This is a genomic window from Thiobacter sp. AK1, from assembly GCF_039822265.1.
Taxonomy (GTDB): domain Bacteria; phylum Pseudomonadota; class Gammaproteobacteria; order Burkholderiales; family Thiobacteraceae; genus Thiobacter; species Thiobacter aerophilum.
The window spans coordinates 175,122-191,582 of sequence record NZ_JBAJEX010000002.1 but is presented as its reverse complement, the minus strand read 5'-3'; the positions used below and the strand labels follow the sequence as shown (position 1 = coordinate 191,582).

The window sequence follows — 16,461 nt, the reverse complement described above, 5'->3', positions numbered from 1 at the left end:
CGTGCGGGAATGACGCCCAGCCGTCATTCCGGGCGCGGCTTGCCGCGCCCCGGAATCCAGGAAACCCCTTGCCCTTTGGCCACGCCGGCGTGGATTCCGCTTCGGGCTCGATGGTCGGCGATTGCCTGACCTGTGACCGACCTTCACTCTGGTAGCCAGGGACCCGCTGCCGATGAGCGAGCTGGGTAATTGTAAGGCGAATTGACAAATTGCCGGGCCGCCTTTTAGCATGGCTGCCATGATTCCCCGGCAAGCGGAAGTTTCTCTGCATCAACTGGCGGGCTGGTATCCGGCAGTAGCGATCGTGGGGCCGCGTCAGTCGGGCAAAACGACCTTGGCTCGTCTGGCGTTTCCCGACAAGCCCTATGTTTCGCTGGAAAATCCGGACGAGCGGGAGTTCGCGCGACAGGATGCGCGCGCGTTTCTCGGTCGCTTTCCCGAGGGGGCGATCCTCGACGAGGTGCAACGTGCCCCAGCGCTCCTTTCCTGGTTGCAGGAAGTGCTCGACGCCGATCGCCGCGCCGGCCGCTTCGTGCTGACCGGCTCGTGGCAGCCCGGGTTGCGTGGCGGTATCGCCCAGTCCCTGGCAGGGCGGGTGGGGCATTTGAACCTGCTGCCCCTATCGATGCAGGAATTGCAGGAGGCCAGGCTTCTGCCCGCGACATTGGCCGAGTGCCTGCTCAAAGGCGGATTCCCGCCCATCTACGACCGGGCCATTCCCCCCCATGTTTGGTTTGGGGATTACACGGCTACGTATCTGGAACGCGATGTGCGCCAGATCCTCGAGTTGCGCGATTTGGCTGCATTCCACCGCTTCCTGCGCATGTGCGCGGCCCGCACGGGGCAGCTCGTGAATCTGTCCCAGCTTGCCGCCGATTGCGGGATCACCCACAACACGGCAAAGAGTTGGTTGTCGGTCCTGGAGGCGAGCTTCCTGGTCTATCTGCTTCCACCCTGGCATCGCAATATCGGCAAGCGGCTGGTGAAAACGCCCAAGCTGTATTTTCTCGATGTGGGACTGGCGGCCTGGCTGGCGGGTCAGCGGAGTGAAGAGGCCATTGCCCTCGGGCCGCTGCGCGGCTCGCTGTTCGAGACCTGGGTGGTGAGCGAGGTGGTCAAGACCTTGCGCAACCGTCTCCTGCCCCATGAGCTCTTTTTCTATCGGGACGCCCATGGCCGGGAGATCGACCTGATCTTGGAGGCACACGGTGCGCCCACGCTCGCGGTGGAATGCAAGGCCGGCGAGACGCCTGCCGGTGACTGGTTCGCACCGCTCGCGCGGCTTGCCGATGAGATCGGCGCAGCCAGCGCGGCCATCGTGTACGGAGGGAACACGGACCAGCCACGTGACCCGGTGCCGGCAATCGGCTGGCGTCATTTGCCGGATTTGCTGGCAAGGTCGACGGGGTGACCGATGTCATCATCGAGCCGCACCCACCTTGTCTTTCTCGTTAGCGAGGACTGGTACTTCGTCTCCCATCGCCTCGCCCTGGCCAAGGCGGCCAAAACGGCGGGATTCGAGGTGACGGTGCTGACACGGTGCAGTGAGGCGTGTCGGGAGATCGAGGCGGCGAGGCTCAGGGTGATTCCCTTTTCGATGGCGCGACGGGGCCTGAGTCCGCTCACCCTCATGCGCGAGGTGTGGCGTGTCGCGCGGCTGTATCGCCGCCTCCGTCCGGACATCGTGCACCATGTGGCGCTGCGGCCGGTAGTGGTGGGTGGGTTGGCGGCGCGATTGGCTGGGGTGCGCGGGGTCGTATCCGCCATTGCGGGGATGGGTTTCGTCTTTACTGGCAAGCGCGCGGGCTGGTTGCAGTGGACCCTGCGGGCACTGCTGCGGGTGGGGCTGGCGCGTGGTGCCGTGATCGTGCAAAACCCGGATGATGCTGCGTTGGTCGAGCGCTTGGGTGTCGCGACGCAGCGCGTGACCTTGATTCCCGGCGCGGGCGTGGATACCGCGCGATTTACGCCTGCGCCTGAACCCGACGGGCAAACTGTGGTGATGCTGGCCTCGCGTCTGCTCTGGGACAAGGGCGTAGGCGAGTTCGTGGAGGCAGCGCAAGCGCTACGGGGACGGGCCCGCTTCGTGCTGGTAGGCGCGCCGGACCCAGACAACCCCGCGAGCGTCTCCCAAGCCCAGGTGCAGACCTGGGTGGAGTCAGGCGTGGTCGAGTGGTGGGGCCGTCGCTCGGACATGGCTACGACCCTGGCCCAGGCGCATATCGTCTGTCTCCCTTCTTCTTATCGGGAGGGGCTGCCTAAAGTGTTGCTGGAGGCGATGAGTGTGGGCCGGGCGTGTATCACCACGGATGCCCCCGGTTGCCGCGATTGTGTGCGCGATGGTGACAATGGTTTGCTGGTGCCGGTGAAAGATGCCGGAGCGCTGACGGCGGCGATTGCGCGCCTGCTCGATGACCCCGAACTGCGTCGCCGCATGGGCAGCCGGGGGCGCGAGCGGGCGGTTGCCGAGTTCAGCCAGGAGCGGGTGATCGAGGCCACACTCGCGGTGTACCGTGAGGTGCTCGCCTGATGGCTAGGGCGATGGCTGTTGACAATTGCCATGTCTCTTGTGGATCATCCGGATATTCCACGATAGAGATGCGACATGGCCGAAATCGCCCGGACGCTGGACCTGAAATCCTTGCTGGCGCGCAAGTCTTTTTTTCTTTTCGGACCGCGGGCCACGGGCAAATCGACTTTGATCCGTAGCCAATTGGGGGACAGGGCTTTCGTCATCGATTTGCTCGATTCGCGCCACTATCTGCGTCTGTCCGCCGCCCCTTATGACTTGGAGGCGATGATCGGGGCAAGCGAGCGACCAGTGGTTGTGATCGACGAGGTGCAACGGGTCCCGGAGCTCTTGAATGAGGTCCATCGCCTGATCGAGCAAAGAGGGCTGCGTTTCCTGCTCACCGGGAGCAGCGCGCGTAAGCTGCGCCGCGGACAGGCCAATCTGCTCGCCGGGCGAGTGTGGGAGGCACGGCTTTTTCCGCTCATCTGGCGGGAAATCCCCGACTTCGATCTGGATCGATATTTGTTGTTCGGTGGCCTGCCGTCGGTCTGGCTGAGCCCGGAACCCCTTGAAGAACTCGACGCCTACGTCCCCACCTACCTCACCGAGGAGATCATGGCCGAAGGCTTGGTGCGCAAGCTGCCACCGTTTTCCCGGTTTTTGCGCGCGATGGCCCTTTCCAACGGCGAGATACTCAATTTCACGAAACTGGCGAACGATTGTCAGGTGCCGCCCTCCACGGTCACGGAATACGTAGCGTTGCTCGAGGACACGCTGGTCGGCCATCTTTTGCCGGCTTGGACGGCCTCCAGGAAGCGCAAAGCCATCCGCACGGCGAAGTTTTATTTCTTCGATTGCGGGGTGACGCACGTCCTGGCCGGAACGCGCTGGCTGGACCGCAACGCCGATCTTTGGGGCAAGAGCTTCGAGCAATTCATCGGCGGGGAACTGCGTGCTTTTTTGAGCTACCAGCGCATCAAACTGCCCCTGGCCTACTGGCGCTCGACTCATGGTGATGAAGTGGATTTCCTGATCGGCGACGAGATCGCCATCGAGGTCAAGGCAAGCTCGCGGGTGAGCTGGCGCGACTTCAAGGGCCTGGATCGCCTTGCGGAGGAAGGCGTGTTCAAACATTACCTGCTGGTGAGCCAGGACCCGACCGAACTCAAGGACGGCGCACGCCACGCCATGCCTTGGCAGCGCTTTCTGGAAGAGCTATGGGCGCGCCGCTGGGTTTGATGTGGCTGGCGCCTGGCGAGGCCGCGGGGAGGACTGGGGCGTGAAAGCACTCATCACCGGCGCCACCGGCTTCATCGGCCGCCGCTTGATGCGGGAGGGCGACCGGGCGTTGGTGCGCAGCCCTCACCCCCGCCCCCTCTCCCAGAGGGAGAGGGGAGTCCCCTCACCCCCGACCCCTCTCCCGGTGAGAGAGGGGAGTGCCCTCACCCCTAACCCCTCTCCCACAGGGAGAGGGGAGGTCGTGGTGGGCGATTTGCTCGATCCCGCGTCTCTAGCCCGCGCCTGCGAGGGCATCGAAACGGTGTTCCATTGCGCCGGTCTTGCCGATGCGGATACGAGGGATGAAGCGCTTTTGTGGCGCGTCAATGTCGAGGGCACGAAAAACTTGCTCGAAGCGGCGGGGCGTGCAGGTGTGCGGCGCTTCGTGTTTTTTTCCAGCGTCAAGGCGATGGCCGAGCCGGGTGACGAATGCCCGGATGAGGACTGGCCCGGCGAGCCGGCGACGTCCTATGGCCGCGCCAAGCGTGCGGCGGAAGCCGCGGTGTTCGAGGCGGGCACACGCTGGGGCATGCACTTGGTGAGTCTGCGCCTGGCGGTCGTCTATGGCCGCGGCAATCGGGGCAATCTGTGGAAGATGGCGCAGGCCGTCAAAAAAGGCTGGTTTCCGCCGCTGCCCGAGACCGGCAACCGACGGTCCCTCGTGCATGTGGACGATGTGGTCGCCGCTGCACGGCGCGTGGCAGAGGATCCCCGCGCCAATGGACGCACCTACATCGTCGCCGATCCGCGGCCCTATTCCACGCGCGAGATTTACGATGCCATGCGCGGGGCGCTTGGACTGCCGCCAATCCAGTGGGCGGTGCCCCAAGGGGCGATTCGCCTTGTCGGCTTGATGGGGCGACGGGGCCGCGCGCTGGTGGATCGCCTTCTCGGCTCGGCTTGTTATTCTCCGGCGCGCATCGAGGCCGAGTTGGGTTTTCGCGCGCAGATAGGGCTCGGCGACGGCTTGCGGGAGATGCTGGGGTGATCCGCGTTCTTGACGTCGTGCTCTCGGCGGTTGGTCTGCTCGTTTCCGCGCCGCTTATGCTGATCATTTTCGTCGCGGGCCTCATCGATACCGGGTCACCGCTTTTCATCCAGGAACGCGTGGGACGTGGGCGCAGGCCATTTCGCGTCGTCAAATTGCGCACCATGCGGCTGGAGACGCCTTCGGTGGGCACGCACCTGGCCGATCCGGCGAGTGTCACGCCTTTGGGGCGTTTCCTGCGGCGCACCAAGCTGGATGAACTGCCGCAGCTGTGGAATGTGTTGAAAGGGGACATGAGCCTGGTGGGGCCGCGCCCTTGTTTGCCCAACCAGACGGAACTCATCGCGGCACGCAGCCGCTTGGGCGTGTTCGCCGTGCGCCCGGGTATCACCGGGCTGGCGCAGATCCGCGGCATCGACATGTCCGAGCCGCAGCGCCTGGCCGAAGTGGACGCGGAGATGATGCGCGGGTTCGGCTTGGTCGCCTATTGCCGCATTCTCGCGGCGACCCTGCTGGGCGCGGGGCGAGGGGATCGGGTGAGACGGAGTGGGGTCTAAAATCGCCGCGACCAAACGCCGCGTCGTGGCTATTGAGCATTACGTAAGTAGGTGACACCTTTGTGTCGTCCCCGCGAAAGCGGGGACCCAGGAACATGGCGAGGAAGACCCTGGATTCCCGCTTTCGCGGGAATGACGTTTGACTTACGCAGCCTGTCAACTACTTACGTAACGCTCAATAAATCCGCTCCACCACGGGGCGTGGCCTCATTTCGGCGCAAGGGGGAGCTCGTCATTCCGATGCGGCCGCTAATCGAGGCGCGTGTGGCTACATTCACTGCCGCGCCTGGATTCCGGGTCGCCCGCGGCGCCCGGAAAGACGATGGGGCGTCATTCCGACGCGGGCGCGAATCGAGGCGAGTCGGCCCTATTCGCTGCCGCGTCTGGAGTCCGGGTCGCCTGCGGCGCCCGGAATGACGATGGGGTGTCATTCCCGCGCACGCGGGAATCCAGGACCTTTCGTGAATACCTCGGGGGCGCGGCTTGCGCGAGGACGACTGAAACTTCTCGCGCATCGACGCAATCTTCGAGATCGATCGCACCGCGCCGGAGGCCGCGCCCACACCGCGCCTTACGCCCGCCCTACGGCGCGCGCGGTTATAATCGCCGGGGTCCGTTCGAACTAGAACCTTTCATGCCCCTTCCTGTTGGCCCCGGCCATTCCGACTTCACCCCAGAATCGATGACCGTTTGATGCGTTTCTTTCGACTCGGCAACCCGCTCCTTCCCTGGCGCCATCCGCGCGCGGCGCTTGCCTTCGCCCACGATCTGGTCGCTGCGGGGGTGGCGTGGTGGCTGGCGTTCTGGTTGCGTTTCAGCCCGGACTGGCCCGAGCAGTTCCAACACCTCATGGAGCAGGGTTTGCCATGGGTGGTACTGGTGCAGGGCGGGTGTTTCATCGGCTTCGGGCTCTACCGGGGCATGTGGCGTTTCGCCAGTTTGCCGGATCTCAAGCGCATCCTGCTGGCGGTGGCGGTGGCGGCCCTGGTGGCGCCGGCCACGCTGTTGCTCCTGGCGCCGGGGGTGGTGTTGCCGCGTTCCGTGTTGCTGCTCGACCCATTGCTGCTGGCAATGATCATGGGGGGCAGCCGGCTTGCTTATCGCGCCTTCAAGGAGCATCGCTTGGCGGCGCTGGCCCATCCGGAGCGGCGGCCGGCGTTGATCTTGGGGGCCGGTTCGGCGGCGGATTTTTTTCTGCGGGAGTTGCGCCGCCATCCCTCGGGACTGCGGCCGGTGGGCTTGCTGGACGATAACCGTGCCAAGCAGGGGCGGCGCCTCCAGGACGTGCCGGTGCTGGGGGCCCTCGACGACCTGCCTCGTCTCGCGCAGCGCATGGGGGCGGAGCTGGCGGTGCTGGCCATGCCCGCGGCCCCTCACGCGGTGAAACGCCGCGCCGCGGAGCTCGCCCTCAAGGCCGGCGTGGAACTCCTCACCCTGCCGGCGCTGGAGGATCTGTTGGCGGGGCGCGTGACCATTCAGAGCCTGCGCGGCCTGGAGCTCGAGGATCTGCTGGGGCGGGATCCGGTGACTCTGGATCTGGAAGGCTTGACCCACGCCATCGGCGGCCGCACCGTGATGGTCACCGGCGGCGCGGGTTCCATCGGCTCGGAACTGGTGCGCCAGCTCGCCGCTTTCCGTCCGGCGCGGCTGGTGCTGGTGGATGCCTCCGAATACGGCCTCTATCGCATGGGGGAGGAATGCGCCCAGCGTTTTCCCGATCTCGCCGTCGAGCTGGTGGCCGCCGATGTACGGGATGGCGCGCGCATGACGGCCTTGCTCGCCCACTGGCGCCCGGTGTGGGTCTATCACGCCGCGGCCTACAAGCACGTGCCCCTCATGGAGCAGGACAACGCCCTGGAATGCCTGAAAAACAACGTGCTGGGCACCTGGGTCACGGCGCGCGCGGCGATCGCCGCCGCCGTGGAGAAGTTCGTGCTCGTCTCCACGGACAAGGCCGTCAATCCCACCAATGTCATGGGCGCTTCCAAGCGCCTGGCCGAGCTCGTCTGTCAGAGCCTGGAGGGACAGGGCACCCATTTCCTGTCCGTACGCTTCGGCAACGTGCTGGGTTCCTCTGGCAGCGTGGTGCCCAAGTTCCGCGCCCAGATCGAAGCCGGTGGGCCGGTCACCGTCACCCATCCGGAGGTGGTGCGCTACTTCATGACCATCCCGGAAGCGGCCCAGCTCGTTCTCCAGGCGGGCCTGATGGGGCGCGGCGGGGAGATTTTCGTGCTGGACATGGGCGAGCCGGTGAAGATCGTGGACCTCGCCCGCCTGATGATCCGGCTGGCGGGCCGCACGGAGGCGGACATCCCCATCGTCTTCACTGGGCTACGCCCCGGAGAGAAACTCTACGAAGAGCTGCTGGCCGACGCCGAGGCCACGCTGCCCACGCCTCATCCGCGGGTGCGGGTGGCGAAGGCGGCGGGTGAATACGGTTGCGTGGACGCTGCCCTCGCCTGGATACAAGCCACGACCGACGCTGGCCCCGAGACCGTACGCGTCCAGCTCGCGCAGTGGCTCAGAGACTATCGCCCTGAGCGCATGGGCGCAGCCGCAGCATCGGCGGGGGTGGTGCAGCGCGCTCACACTCGCGCGTGATACATCCCCGCGCCTGGTCCGGGGGAAGCGGGGAGCGGCTTTGGCCGCGATCGGGTCCGCACTCACATCGTTTTCAATCGCTCCGCCACTAGACTTCCCCAGGCTCCCGCCGCCTCTTCCACCGCAACATCCGCCACCTCACGGCTTTCCGGCTGCAACACCCGGTGCGGGACCCGCCAGGGATGCCAGCGTGCCGGATCGGAGCGACCAAAGAAGCAGACGATGGGCTTCCCAAGCCCGGCGGCGATATGCATGGCGCCGCCATCGGAGCAGATCACCGAATCGCAGGCGGCGAGCCCTCCCATGAGCTGCGTCAGACGCTGGGTGGGCCAGGGCAGAAGCGGCAGGCCCTGGGTGGCTTCCACGATCCAGGCGGCTTTTTCGTCGTCCCCCGGGTGAAGGGGATTGCTCTCGCTCCCCGGGGACCAAAACAACATGAGACGCACCCCGTGGCGCGCCACCAGCAGACGTGCCAGTTCCGCGAAGCGCTCCTTGGGCCAGCGTTGCGAAGGCTTGCGCGCGCTGATGTGCAACCCCACCACCGGCCCCTGCCCCAGGGTGGCGAGGGCGGCCTGCGCGCGCGCGGTTTCCTCGGGGGGTGCGACCACCGTGAGCGGCCCGGGCGGGCCCTCGATGCCCAAGGGCGCGAGCAGGCGAAAGATGTCTTCCACCTCGTGCAGCGGATGGGGCAAGGTGTAGGGAATGGCGATGTCGATGTGTGCCACCCCAGCTTTTCCCGGCTCCGTGAAGCCGATGATGTGCCGAGGAGAGACGGCTCGCGCCAGGCGCAGCGCGCGCGGCAGGAAATGGGCGCCGGCGATGATGGCGTAATCGAAGCGCATGCGGCGCAGGTGCCAGAACAGCTTGAGGCGATCCCAATACACCTCGGCCGCCGTCTTGCCCGGTGCTCTGTGCTTTGCCTTGGTGTAGCTGTACACGCTATCGAGGTGCGGATTGCCGGCGAGCACCTCGGCGTTGTAGCTGTTCACGAAGGCGGCTAGGAAGGCCTCGGGAAACCGCGCCCGCAGCGCGGAAAATAGAGGCGTAGTGCAGACCAGATCGCCGATGTTGTCGCGGCGGATGAGGAGGATTTTCATGAGCGCGTGGCCCCGGGGTGTAGCCTTCCGTCTGTCAGGGCGAGCAAAATGCCAAACAAGAACAAAGACTGCTGAAGCATGTGATCGCGTAAGTTGCTATCCAGCAGGCTGCGGGCGAAGGTGGCGCAGGCCAACAGGAAGAGTAGCAGGCCGAACGTATCTGCGCGCCGCCGTGCGGCGTGCCAACCGCGCTGTATGAGGCTTAGGAAACAGATCACGATGAGGAGGGCGCCGGGCACTCCGGTTCCAATCGAGATGTCCAGCAGGCTGCTGTGACTGTGCCCGCTGCCTTGGCCATAAGCCATGTTTAGCCCGTGACCGAAGGCATTGCGACCAAAGCCGATCCCTAGCGGGTGCTCGGCCACCAGCCGGAGGCCCTCCTTGAGCATGGCAAGCCGCAAATAGGCCGAGGGATCACCACCGCTGGGTAAAGACTCGCCCAAGACCACCGCACGAGTATCCGCATGCCAGGCGAGTCGGGCGGACTGAAGCGTGCCCTGCCAACGGGAGTCGCTCGCGAGCAGCGCTCCGAGCGCCACCCCGCCCAGCAAGAACGCTGCGAAAACGAGGCGTTTGGCCTGTGGCGTGAACTGCGGCCCGGTGAGCAGGAAAATGGTGAGTCCCGCAAGCGCCACAGCCAGGCTGACCAAGCCGTTGCGAATCTGCTCCACATAAAGCGTGGCGAGCGCCACCGGCGCCATGAGCGCCGCGGCCCAGGTGGGAAATAGGCGTTGGGCTCGGCCACTGGGTCTTGCTGCGAGCGCTGCCAGAAGCAGGCAAGCCAAGGTGACGGTGAGATAATTGCTCTTGTCCGGGCCTTCGGTGAGTCCGCCCACGCGGCGCAACAGGGCGTGCCCGGTAAAAAGCGGTGTTGCTGCGGTCCAAAGCGTCGCCACCGCATGCACCAAGAGGACCAACGTCAGCGCGCGCCACAAGGTCTCGCGCCAATCTTCCCGGGCCGCACGCAGACCAAGCGCCCAGCCGAAAAAGCCTGCCGCTATGGCCGGCCCCCACTGGCCCCAGAGCTCGCTCAGCGCCTGGCTCCGCCCGGGTGCGAAGAAAAAGGCTTGCAAGAGCGCCCACAGCAGAAACGCCAGACACCATACGGCTGGAGCCGGCATCGGGCCAGCCAAGCCATTGCGCATTTCCCGTAGAGTCCGCCACGTCCAAATGATTCCACCGACCAAGAGCGCATTGCGTAAGGCAATGGTGTGTGGCATCGGCCAGATCAGCATCACCGCTGTGGCGAGGGAAATCACGAAAAGACACGAGATGCGACGGGTCATGGCGAGCCTTCAAGAATTTCTGCATAAATGCTTTCCAACCTCGGCACGATGGTTTCCCAGCTGAAACGTGCTTCCACTTCGCGCCTTGCCGCGATCCGAACCGGCGTCCAGCCCGAAAGGTTATTCAATACGGCTTCGATGGCGGCGGTGGCCGCATCCAGGTCGGTCGGATCTTCCAGGAGGACACCGGTCTGGCCGTGGCGAATCGACTCCCTGATGCCTCCGCGATCACTGCTGATGACGACCAGCCCGGCTGCCATCTCCTCGATCATTACCATGCCTTGGGTCTCGATCCGGGATGGCACGAACAATATGTCAGCTGCCTGGAACAGGTGGGCCAGAGTAGATTGGGGCACGGCATCAAGTTCCCGGTAACGCCCGCTGCCCAAGAGGCGGCTGCGTGCCGCCTGGCGCTGGAAAAAGGTTCTTTCACGCGAAGCGTCGGCAGGCCCTGGGTGGCTTCCACGATCCAGGCGGCTTTTTCGTCGTCCCCCGGGTGAAGGGGATTGCTCTCGCTCCCCGGGGACCAAAACAACATGAGACGCACCCCGTGGCGCGCCACCAGCAGACGTGCCAGTTCCGCGAAGCGCTCCTTGGGCCAGCGTTGCGAAGGCTTGCGCGCGCTGATGTGCAACCCCACCACCGGCCCCTGCCCCAGGGTGGCGAGGGCGGCCTGCGCGCGCGCGGTTTCCTCGGGGGGTGCGACCACCGTGAGCGGCCCGGGCGGGCCCTCGATGCCCAAGGGCGCGAGCAGGCGAAAGATGTCTTCCACCTCGTGCAGCGGATGGGGCAAGGTGTAGGGAATGGCGATGTCGATGTGTGCCACCCCAGCTTTTCCCGGCTCCGTGAAGCCGATGATGTGCCGAGGAGAGACGGCTCGCGCCAGGCGCAGCGCGCGCGGCAGGAAATGGGCGCCGGCGATGATGGCGTAATCGAAGCGCATGCGGCGCAGGTGCCAGAACAGCTTGAGGCGATCCCAATACACCTCGGCCGCCGTCTTGCCCGGTGCTCTGTGCTTTGCCTTGGTGTAGCTGTACACGCTATCGAGGTGCGGATTGCCGGCGAGCACCTCGGCGTTGTAGCTGTTCACGAAGGCGGCTAGGAAGGCCTCGGGAAACCGCGCCCGCAGCGCGGAAAATAGAGGCGTAGTGCAGACCAGATCGCCGATGTTGTCGCGGCGGATGAGGAGGATTTTCATGAAGCACGCTTTTGGCGGATGGCCTCCAATACCCCGAGCCAGGCCATTGACGGCCCCAGGCCAATCCAAAGACCGTTTGCCAAGCCAAGCACCAGATGGTCCACGAGAAAACCCAGCACGATAGCCGCGGTGGCCCCCCCTACATCTGCCCCTTGCCGAGTCTGTTGCCATGCCACGCGGACGAAGAGTCCAAGTACGGCACAATAGACCACGAGCCCTACCAGACCCGCTTCAAAGAAAATTTGCAGATAGAGGTTGTGTGGGTTGACTTTGTCGGTTGGCAAAGAGAAATAGTTGACTTGGGCTTCTGCCAGAAGGCTTTGTTTATTTTGTTCCCAGCGCTCGACAAAGCCATCCTCAACGGCAATTCGACCGAGTTTTTTCCAGCCGAAACCGTATCCAAGGAGTGGCCGCTCGCGAGCAATTTCTATGACTCCCAGCCAAATCGGGATTCTGCCGCTCAAGCCATCGCTTTCCCGGCCGAAGGCACGGGTATCCAATGCGTCGATATAGGTGTGTGGTGAAAACGCGGGCAGGAACCGCTCACGCAAATCAGGCCGTGCGAGTCCTAACACAATCGTTGTAAAAAGGCCAACGCCAAGCAAAAGCAACAACAGTCGCCATCTGCGTAGGGCGATGAGCATGGCTGCGATCGCGAGCAAGCCTGCCAGTAGCGGCGCCCGTCCCTGCGTTAAGATGATTATGGCAAACGCCGCCGCGGTCGCGGCACCGGCCCACCAGCGGAGCTGGCCGGCGCTCAAAAACAGCCCAAAATAAACGGGCAGATAGAACCCTGCATCGAGCGCAACGCCCTTGACGAAGTTGCCTGAGGTGCGCGCCGCATAAAGATCCCCATACCACGTAAGTTCGGCTACAGCCAACGCGATGCGCAACAGAAAAAGGCTGCCAGCATAGATGAATAACCACTCGCGCCAGCCACCCTCTCGAAAAGCAAATGCTGTGAGCAAAAACAGCAGTATTGCGGGGAGTAAGTGCTTCCGCAGTTCATTGAAACCTTCCAGCGGCGCGATACCCGCTAGGCTGCTCGCCCCTACAAGCGTAAGCAAGACTAACAGTCCAAGCACAAGGGGAGAATGCCAATCGACCTTGAGCCGTTTCGTCCCAACCAGCCACCCCGTTACAAGGAGCATGAAAAACGCTGCGACGTTTTTCCACGCGGCATTGTGTGGGAATGGGAGCGCGGCCAAATAAAAAAATACCGACAACCGTGCAAGATGTTCCGGCGAAGCTGCCCACAGCCTTTGCTCGCCGAGCCGGTTCAGCCAAACAGTCATCTTGTTATGTTCCATTTCTGGGTTTGGTGCGCCAGCGCCTGGTCGTAAGCTTCCTCGAGCTTGGCGACAGCGATCTCTGGCAGCAATGTTCTCAGTCGAGCCCTTGCGTTACTCAGCAAGATTTCACGTTCTGCGGCGTGGTCTGGCCGGAGAAGATCCAATCCACGCTTAAGTCCCGACTCAAGGGAAGCAGGGTCTGTCGGATCGATGACAACAGCACAATCCGGGCCGGTAAACTCGGCGAGACCCCCGGTTTGCGCGACGAGGGGCAGGCGACCCAGCGCCATGGCCTCCTGCGCAATGAGACCAAAAGGCTCGTCCAGGGAAGGCATGGCGACGATGTCAGCTCTTCGCATCAAGTCGAGAAATTCGGGAGCAGACAGTTTTCCGGCGATCTCGATATGGGGATGGGGCAACCCAGGTAAGTGCTCTACGCCGCTCCCGGCAAGTATCAGTCGCGCACTGCCCGGCGGCAACCGTGAGAACGCTCGAATCAATTCTTTGCCACCTTTGAGGGGGCTTCCCCCACCCCCGAAGAGAATGACCGGCGGGTCGTTGGGAGCCGGAACCCCCGCGACGGATTCGCGGAGCGCTAGCACTTCCATGGAGAGAGGATTGTGCACAATTGCGTACGGCTTGGTTGTTTCGCTTTTTTCGAGAACGTACTCCTTTGTGCGCCGGCTCACAAAGACGAGCAAATCAGCCAGCGACGGGATGATCGGCTTGGCAAAATGCCGGTGATAATGGACAACGATGGCAGGTTTGTAGGACAAGCGCCTTGTCACGGCATCTACCAACTCTTGGCGGTTGTGAAAATGAATCAATTCCGGCCGGATGCGTTCAATCGACTCGACGAGTTGGGGATAAGTGAAAACACCCAAGCGGAACATCTTGTTGAAAATGCGGTTCCTCATGCGGTGTTCATGAGAAACGTAAATACATCGACCCCGTGGTATTGGAAATGGGCTGGCGTGCCGCGCCCACCGGGCGAGCAGGCAATCAAATGCCGATAGCGTTTCCCAGACGAGGCAAAAGCCAGGATAACTTTCTCGACTGAACCGGCTGTGTTGCGGATATCAGCCCAGAAATGAATGTGTAGTGCCACCGGCTTGCCGCGCTCAAGATTTTCGAAGTCGGACAATGATGATGTCTCCGAAAAGTACATCTGGCGAAATCAGAAACTGCCGAAATTCAGGCAAGTAGGACCGTTGCGCAGTGAACCGGACGCAGCCGTTGTGCGAGGGCTCCTTCTCCGCACGGGATGTCTGCGATGGCGGCGTCCTTTGGCGCATCGAGAAGCGCGATTGCTTGCTCGTGGACATTCTCTGCGGCAAGCGCCCTTGGTTTCATGATTTGTACCTTTTCCCGTGTTGGCGAAAGATAGGCTCCAAGATGGAGACTGTTTCGAGGCGAGTCAGACACGCGCGATCACCCCTCGCGCACACGTAAGGCGTTGCGAAAGTGTGGGAGCACGGTGCGCAAGGCACGTTTGCGGCAACGATGTGGGCGTTGGCGCCGAGTGGCCTCTGGTCTTCTGGATCAGCCGGGCCCATGACGTCAATGACGGGCACGCCGAGCGCATCAGCCAGGTAGGTCACGCCGGAATCCACCCCTACGTAGAGCGCCAAACGACTTAACAAGGCTGGCAGTTCGTCCAGCGTCCACTGGCCGGTGGTGTCCACGATCCGCTGGCTGCTGAACTTGGTCTGTAGGGCCGACGCGATGGGCTGATCCTGCGCGGTGCCGATCAGAACCAGCGTGACGCCTGTTCTTTGGATGAGCGTGTTGACCATTTCCAGCAATTTGTGCTCAGGCCAGGCCTTCATCGGGTTGCCGGCGCCTAGTCCCAAGCCTACATAGGTAGCTGAGCTGTCCGGGAGCACTTTGACCGCTTTTGCTAGAGCCTCGGGAGCAGCGGTAGGTATCTCGTTCGCGCGCGCCAAAGCGTCCCGGCTTATGTTGATGCCAAGCCCAGTGAGGGCGCGCAACGCCGTCTCCCGAAACAGCCGCCCGTGCAGATGCCTTTCGCCCGAGGTCAGGAAGGGCCAAGCAAGGCGCGCGATGCCTTTGCGCCGGTCTGGCAGAACCGAGATGCGGTGCGGGATCCTTGCCCAGAAGGGCACAATGAACGTGGCAAGATTGGGGCTTAGAGTCAATACGGCATCGAACCGGCCGGCGACGAGTTGGTATAACCATTTCTTGCCACGCCAGCCCTTGAACCCATGAACCGGCAATAACAAGACTTCGTCGATCGTGTCGAGTCGACGTGCGAGTGGTTCATTGACTGGATGGATCAATGCGTGAATGCGCGTATGGGGACACCCTTCCCGGAGCGCGCGGAGCACTGTCGTGGTGTTGATGAAATCGCCGATTTTCGCGGTCTGGATCACCAAGAGCCGCTTGATCGGTCGCGTTCGGTTTTTTTTGGATAGCGCCCACAAAACAGGTGATGCGACCCAGGTGACTAAGAGCCAGAACACAGCGCCTCCAAGAGATTTCGCTCCACCCCACTCACGTAGCGCTCAATCGAGAACGCCTGCCGGACGCGTGCTCGGCCTGCTTTGCCGAGGCGATCGCGCAATTCGGTGTCGCGCAGCAGGCGAGCCAGGGCGGCGGCCAGTTTGTGCACATCGCCATGGGGATACAGCAGGCCCGTTTCGCCGTCCACCACGAGCTCGCGGGAACCTACGGCATTTGCGGCCACGACGGGTTTGCCAAGGAGCATTGCTTCCAGGATGACGCGGGGTAGTCCTTCTCGGCTAGATGCCAACACGAAAACATCCATTGCCGCGATGAATGGCAAGGGATCACGCTGGAAGCCAACGAAATGAACTCTTCTCTCGATGCCGGCATGCTTTGCCGACTCGTGCAACGCCCGCGCTTCGGGTCCCTCGCCCACCACCAACAAATGAACCGTGAGATTCTCTTGCCGCTCTAGAGCCACCACTGCGTTTAACAGGTCTGCAACAGATTTGCGTTTGACCAACTGCCCAACGGTGCCGATGAGCATGGCTCCAGTTGGGATCCCTTCCAGCCGTACGGCTGGCGGCAAAACCAGGTCTGGACTGATGCCGTTGTGGACGACCACGAGTTTGTCAGGTTGCACGCCTTGGCTCTTTAGAGACTCCGCGACACCTTCCGACACGCAAATGATGCGGCAGGCACTCCGATTGACGATTGCCACTTCGGTGGGGTTCAGCCATGTGTCGATGCGACAATGTTGTACCACCGGTAACCGAACGGACTCCGCAGCCAGATAACCTTCCAGGTTGGAGGATGGCTGGTTGTTCATGTACAGGAGATGGAAGCCGCCGTCGCGTAAAACATCGGCGATGCGCTGTGCCTGGGGCACGATGCGCCAGCGTTTCTCAATCGAGAACTGGGCTTGTGCCCGTGAATCCGGCCATGGCTTCAGCAAGCCGCGTGCGAGTTCTTTTGCAAGTTTGGCCCAGCCGGGTTGTTTGCGCCGGGGCAGTACGATGAGTGGTATGCCAAGTGCTGCGAGTTCCTCGGACAACCGTGGACCCGAGAGCCCCCTTTTGTAGTCCGAGTAAAAACAGCAGACGATGGAGAAGCGGTTACGGTCGATCCGTTTGAGCAGCTCCATCATGCTGTTGGTGCCCCCGCCCCACTCGTGGCCGGTATCCAG

15 protein-coding genes are annotated in these 16,461 nt (G+C 63.1%); 6 read left to right on the top strand and 9 right to left on the bottom strand.

Annotation, left to right across the window (positions count from 1 at the left end):
* Window positions 1-238 precede the first annotated feature (238 nt).
* The 6 genes from V6E02_RS04290 (at window position 239) to V6E02_RS04265 (ending at window position 7,936) form a co-directional block, all read left to right on the top strand.
* Complete coding sequence (locus V6E02_RS04290; protein WP_347307481.1) at window positions 239-1,411, top strand: ATP-binding protein; 1,173 nt, start codon at window positions 239-241, stop codon at window positions 1,409-1,411.
* 3 nt (window positions 1,412-1,414) lie between these two features.
* Window positions 1,415-2,530 carry a glycosyltransferase family 4 protein gene (locus V6E02_RS04285; protein WP_347307479.1) on the top strand — a complete coding sequence of 372 codons (1,116 nt, stop codon included), beginning with the start codon at window positions 1,415-1,417 and terminating at the stop codon, window positions 2,528-2,530.
* Window positions 2,531-2,605: 75 nt separating this feature from the next.
* Window positions 2,606-3,751 (top strand): ATP-binding protein, encoded by a 1,146-nt coding sequence (locus tag V6E02_RS04280; protein WP_347307477.1) that lies wholly within the window; start codon window positions 2,606-2,608, stop codon window positions 3,749-3,751.
* A 40-nt stretch (window positions 3,752-3,791) separates the two neighbouring features.
* On the top strand, window positions 3,792-4,778 hold the full coding sequence (locus V6E02_RS04275) for an NAD-dependent epimerase/dehydratase family protein (protein ID WP_347307475.1): 987 nt from the start codon (window positions 3,792-3,794) through the stop codon (window positions 4,776-4,778).
* A complete protein-coding gene (locus tag V6E02_RS04270) occupies window positions 4,775-5,335 on the top strand; it encodes a sugar transferase (RefSeq protein WP_347307473.1) in 561 nt (186 codons plus the stop codon). The genes V6E02_RS04275 and V6E02_RS04270 overlap by 4 nt, the downstream gene beginning before the upstream one ends.
* A 693-nt stretch (window positions 5,336-6,028) precedes the next feature.
* Window positions 6,029-7,936 carry a polysaccharide biosynthesis protein gene (locus V6E02_RS04265; protein WP_347307471.1) on the top strand — a complete coding sequence of 636 codons (1,908 nt, stop codon included), beginning with the start codon at window positions 6,029-6,031 and terminating at the stop codon, window positions 7,934-7,936.
* 62 nt (window positions 7,937-7,998) lie between these two features.
* Here V6E02_RS04265 and V6E02_RS04260 read toward each other — a convergent pair whose 3' ends face one another.
* The 9 genes from V6E02_RS04260 to V6E02_RS04220 all read right to left on the bottom strand — a co-directional run bounded on the left by V6E02_RS04260 (window position 7,999) and on the right by V6E02_RS04220 (window position 16,422).
* Window positions 7,999-9,033 (bottom strand): glycosyltransferase family 9 protein, encoded by a 1,035-nt coding sequence (locus tag V6E02_RS04260; protein WP_347307469.1) that lies wholly within the window; start codon window positions 9,031-9,033, stop codon window positions 7,999-8,001.
* A complete protein-coding gene (locus V6E02_RS04255; protein ID WP_347307467.1) occupies window positions 9,030-10,154 on the bottom strand; it encodes an O-antigen ligase family protein in 1,125 nt (374 codons plus the stop codon). The genes V6E02_RS04260 and V6E02_RS04255 overlap by 4 nt, the downstream gene beginning before the upstream one ends.
* Window positions 10,155-10,315: 161 nt before the next feature.
* Window positions 10,316-10,675 carry a glycosyltransferase gene (locus V6E02_RS04250; RefSeq protein WP_430626765.1) on the bottom strand — a complete coding sequence of 120 codons (360 nt, stop codon included), beginning with the start codon at window positions 10,673-10,675 and terminating at the stop codon, window positions 10,316-10,318.
* Complete coding sequence (locus V6E02_RS04245; protein WP_347307465.1) at window positions 10,591-11,517, bottom strand: glycosyltransferase family 9 protein; 927 nt, start codon at window positions 11,515-11,517, stop codon at window positions 10,591-10,593. The genes V6E02_RS04250 and V6E02_RS04245 overlap by 85 nt, the downstream gene beginning before the upstream one ends.
* Window positions 11,514-12,812: an O-antigen ligase family protein gene (locus V6E02_RS04240; protein WP_347307463.1), complete on the bottom strand. Its 1,299-nt coding sequence runs from the start codon at window positions 12,810-12,812 to the stop codon at window positions 11,514-11,516. The genes V6E02_RS04245 and V6E02_RS04240 overlap by 4 nt, the downstream gene beginning before the upstream one ends.
* Window positions 12,809-13,726 (bottom strand): glycosyltransferase family 4 protein, encoded by a 918-nt coding sequence (locus V6E02_RS04235; protein ID WP_347307461.1) that lies wholly within the window; start codon window positions 13,724-13,726, stop codon window positions 12,809-12,811. The genes V6E02_RS04240 and V6E02_RS04235 overlap by 4 nt, the downstream gene beginning before the upstream one ends.
* On the bottom strand, window positions 13,723-13,953 hold the full coding sequence (locus V6E02_RS04230) for a hypothetical protein (protein WP_347307459.1): 231 nt from the start codon (window positions 13,951-13,953) through the stop codon (window positions 13,723-13,725). Before V6E02_RS04230 ends, V6E02_RS04235 begins: the two co-directional genes overlap by 4 nt.
* 205 nt (window positions 13,954-14,158) lie before the next feature.
* A complete protein-coding gene (locus tag V6E02_RS04225) occupies window positions 14,159-15,202 on the bottom strand; it encodes a glycosyltransferase family 9 protein (RefSeq protein ID WP_347307652.1) in 1,044 nt (347 codons plus the stop codon).
* A gap of 74 nt (window positions 15,203-15,276) precedes the next feature.
* Window positions 15,277-16,422, bottom strand: coding sequence for a glycosyltransferase (locus tag V6E02_RS04220; RefSeq protein ID WP_347307457.1), 1,146 nt, complete (start codon window positions 16,420-16,422; stop codon window positions 15,277-15,279).
* Between the last annotated feature and the right edge of the window lie 39 nt (window positions 16,423-16,461).

What these genes read in the sequence shown, in the direction of transcription:
- V6E02_RS04280 (WP_347307477.1), top strand. Translation starts at nt 2,606, where the DNA reads ATGGCCGAAATCGCCCGGACGCTGGACCTGAAATCCTTGCTGGCGCGC.
- V6E02_RS04290 (WP_347307481.1), top strand. Translation starts at nt 239, where the DNA reads ATGATTCCCCGGCAAGCGGAAGTTTCTCTGCATCAACTGGCGGGCTGG.
- V6E02_RS04265 (WP_347307471.1), top strand. Translation starts at nt 6,029, where the DNA reads ATGCGTTTCTTTCGACTCGGCAACCCGCTCCTTCCCTGGCGCCATCCG.
- V6E02_RS04235 (WP_347307461.1), bottom strand. Translation starts at nt 13,726, where the DNA reads ATGAGGAACCGCATTTTCAACAAGATGTTCCGCTTGGGTGTTTTCACT.
- V6E02_RS04240 (WP_347307463.1), bottom strand. Translation starts at nt 12,812, where the DNA reads ATGACTGTTTGGCTGAACCGGCTCGGCGAGCAAAGGCTGTGGGCAGCT.
- V6E02_RS04245 (WP_347307465.1), bottom strand. Translation starts at nt 11,517, where the DNA reads ATGAAAATCCTCCTCATCCGCCGCGACAACATCGGCGATCTGGTCTGC.
- V6E02_RS04260 (WP_347307469.1), bottom strand. Translation starts at nt 9,033, where the DNA reads ATGAAAATCCTCCTCATCCGCCGCGACAACATCGGCGATCTGGTCTGC.
- V6E02_RS04255 (WP_347307467.1), bottom strand. Translation starts at nt 10,154, where the DNA reads ATGCCGGCTCCAGCCGTATGGTGTCTGGCGTTTCTGCTGTGGGCGCTC.
- V6E02_RS04285 (WP_347307479.1), top strand. Translation starts at nt 1,415, where the DNA reads ATGTCATCATCGAGCCGCACCCACCTTGTCTTTCTCGTTAGCGAGGAC.
- V6E02_RS04220 (WP_347307457.1), bottom strand. Translation starts at nt 16,422, where the DNA reads ATGATGGAGCTGCTCAAACGGATCGACCGTAACCGCTTCTCCATCGTC.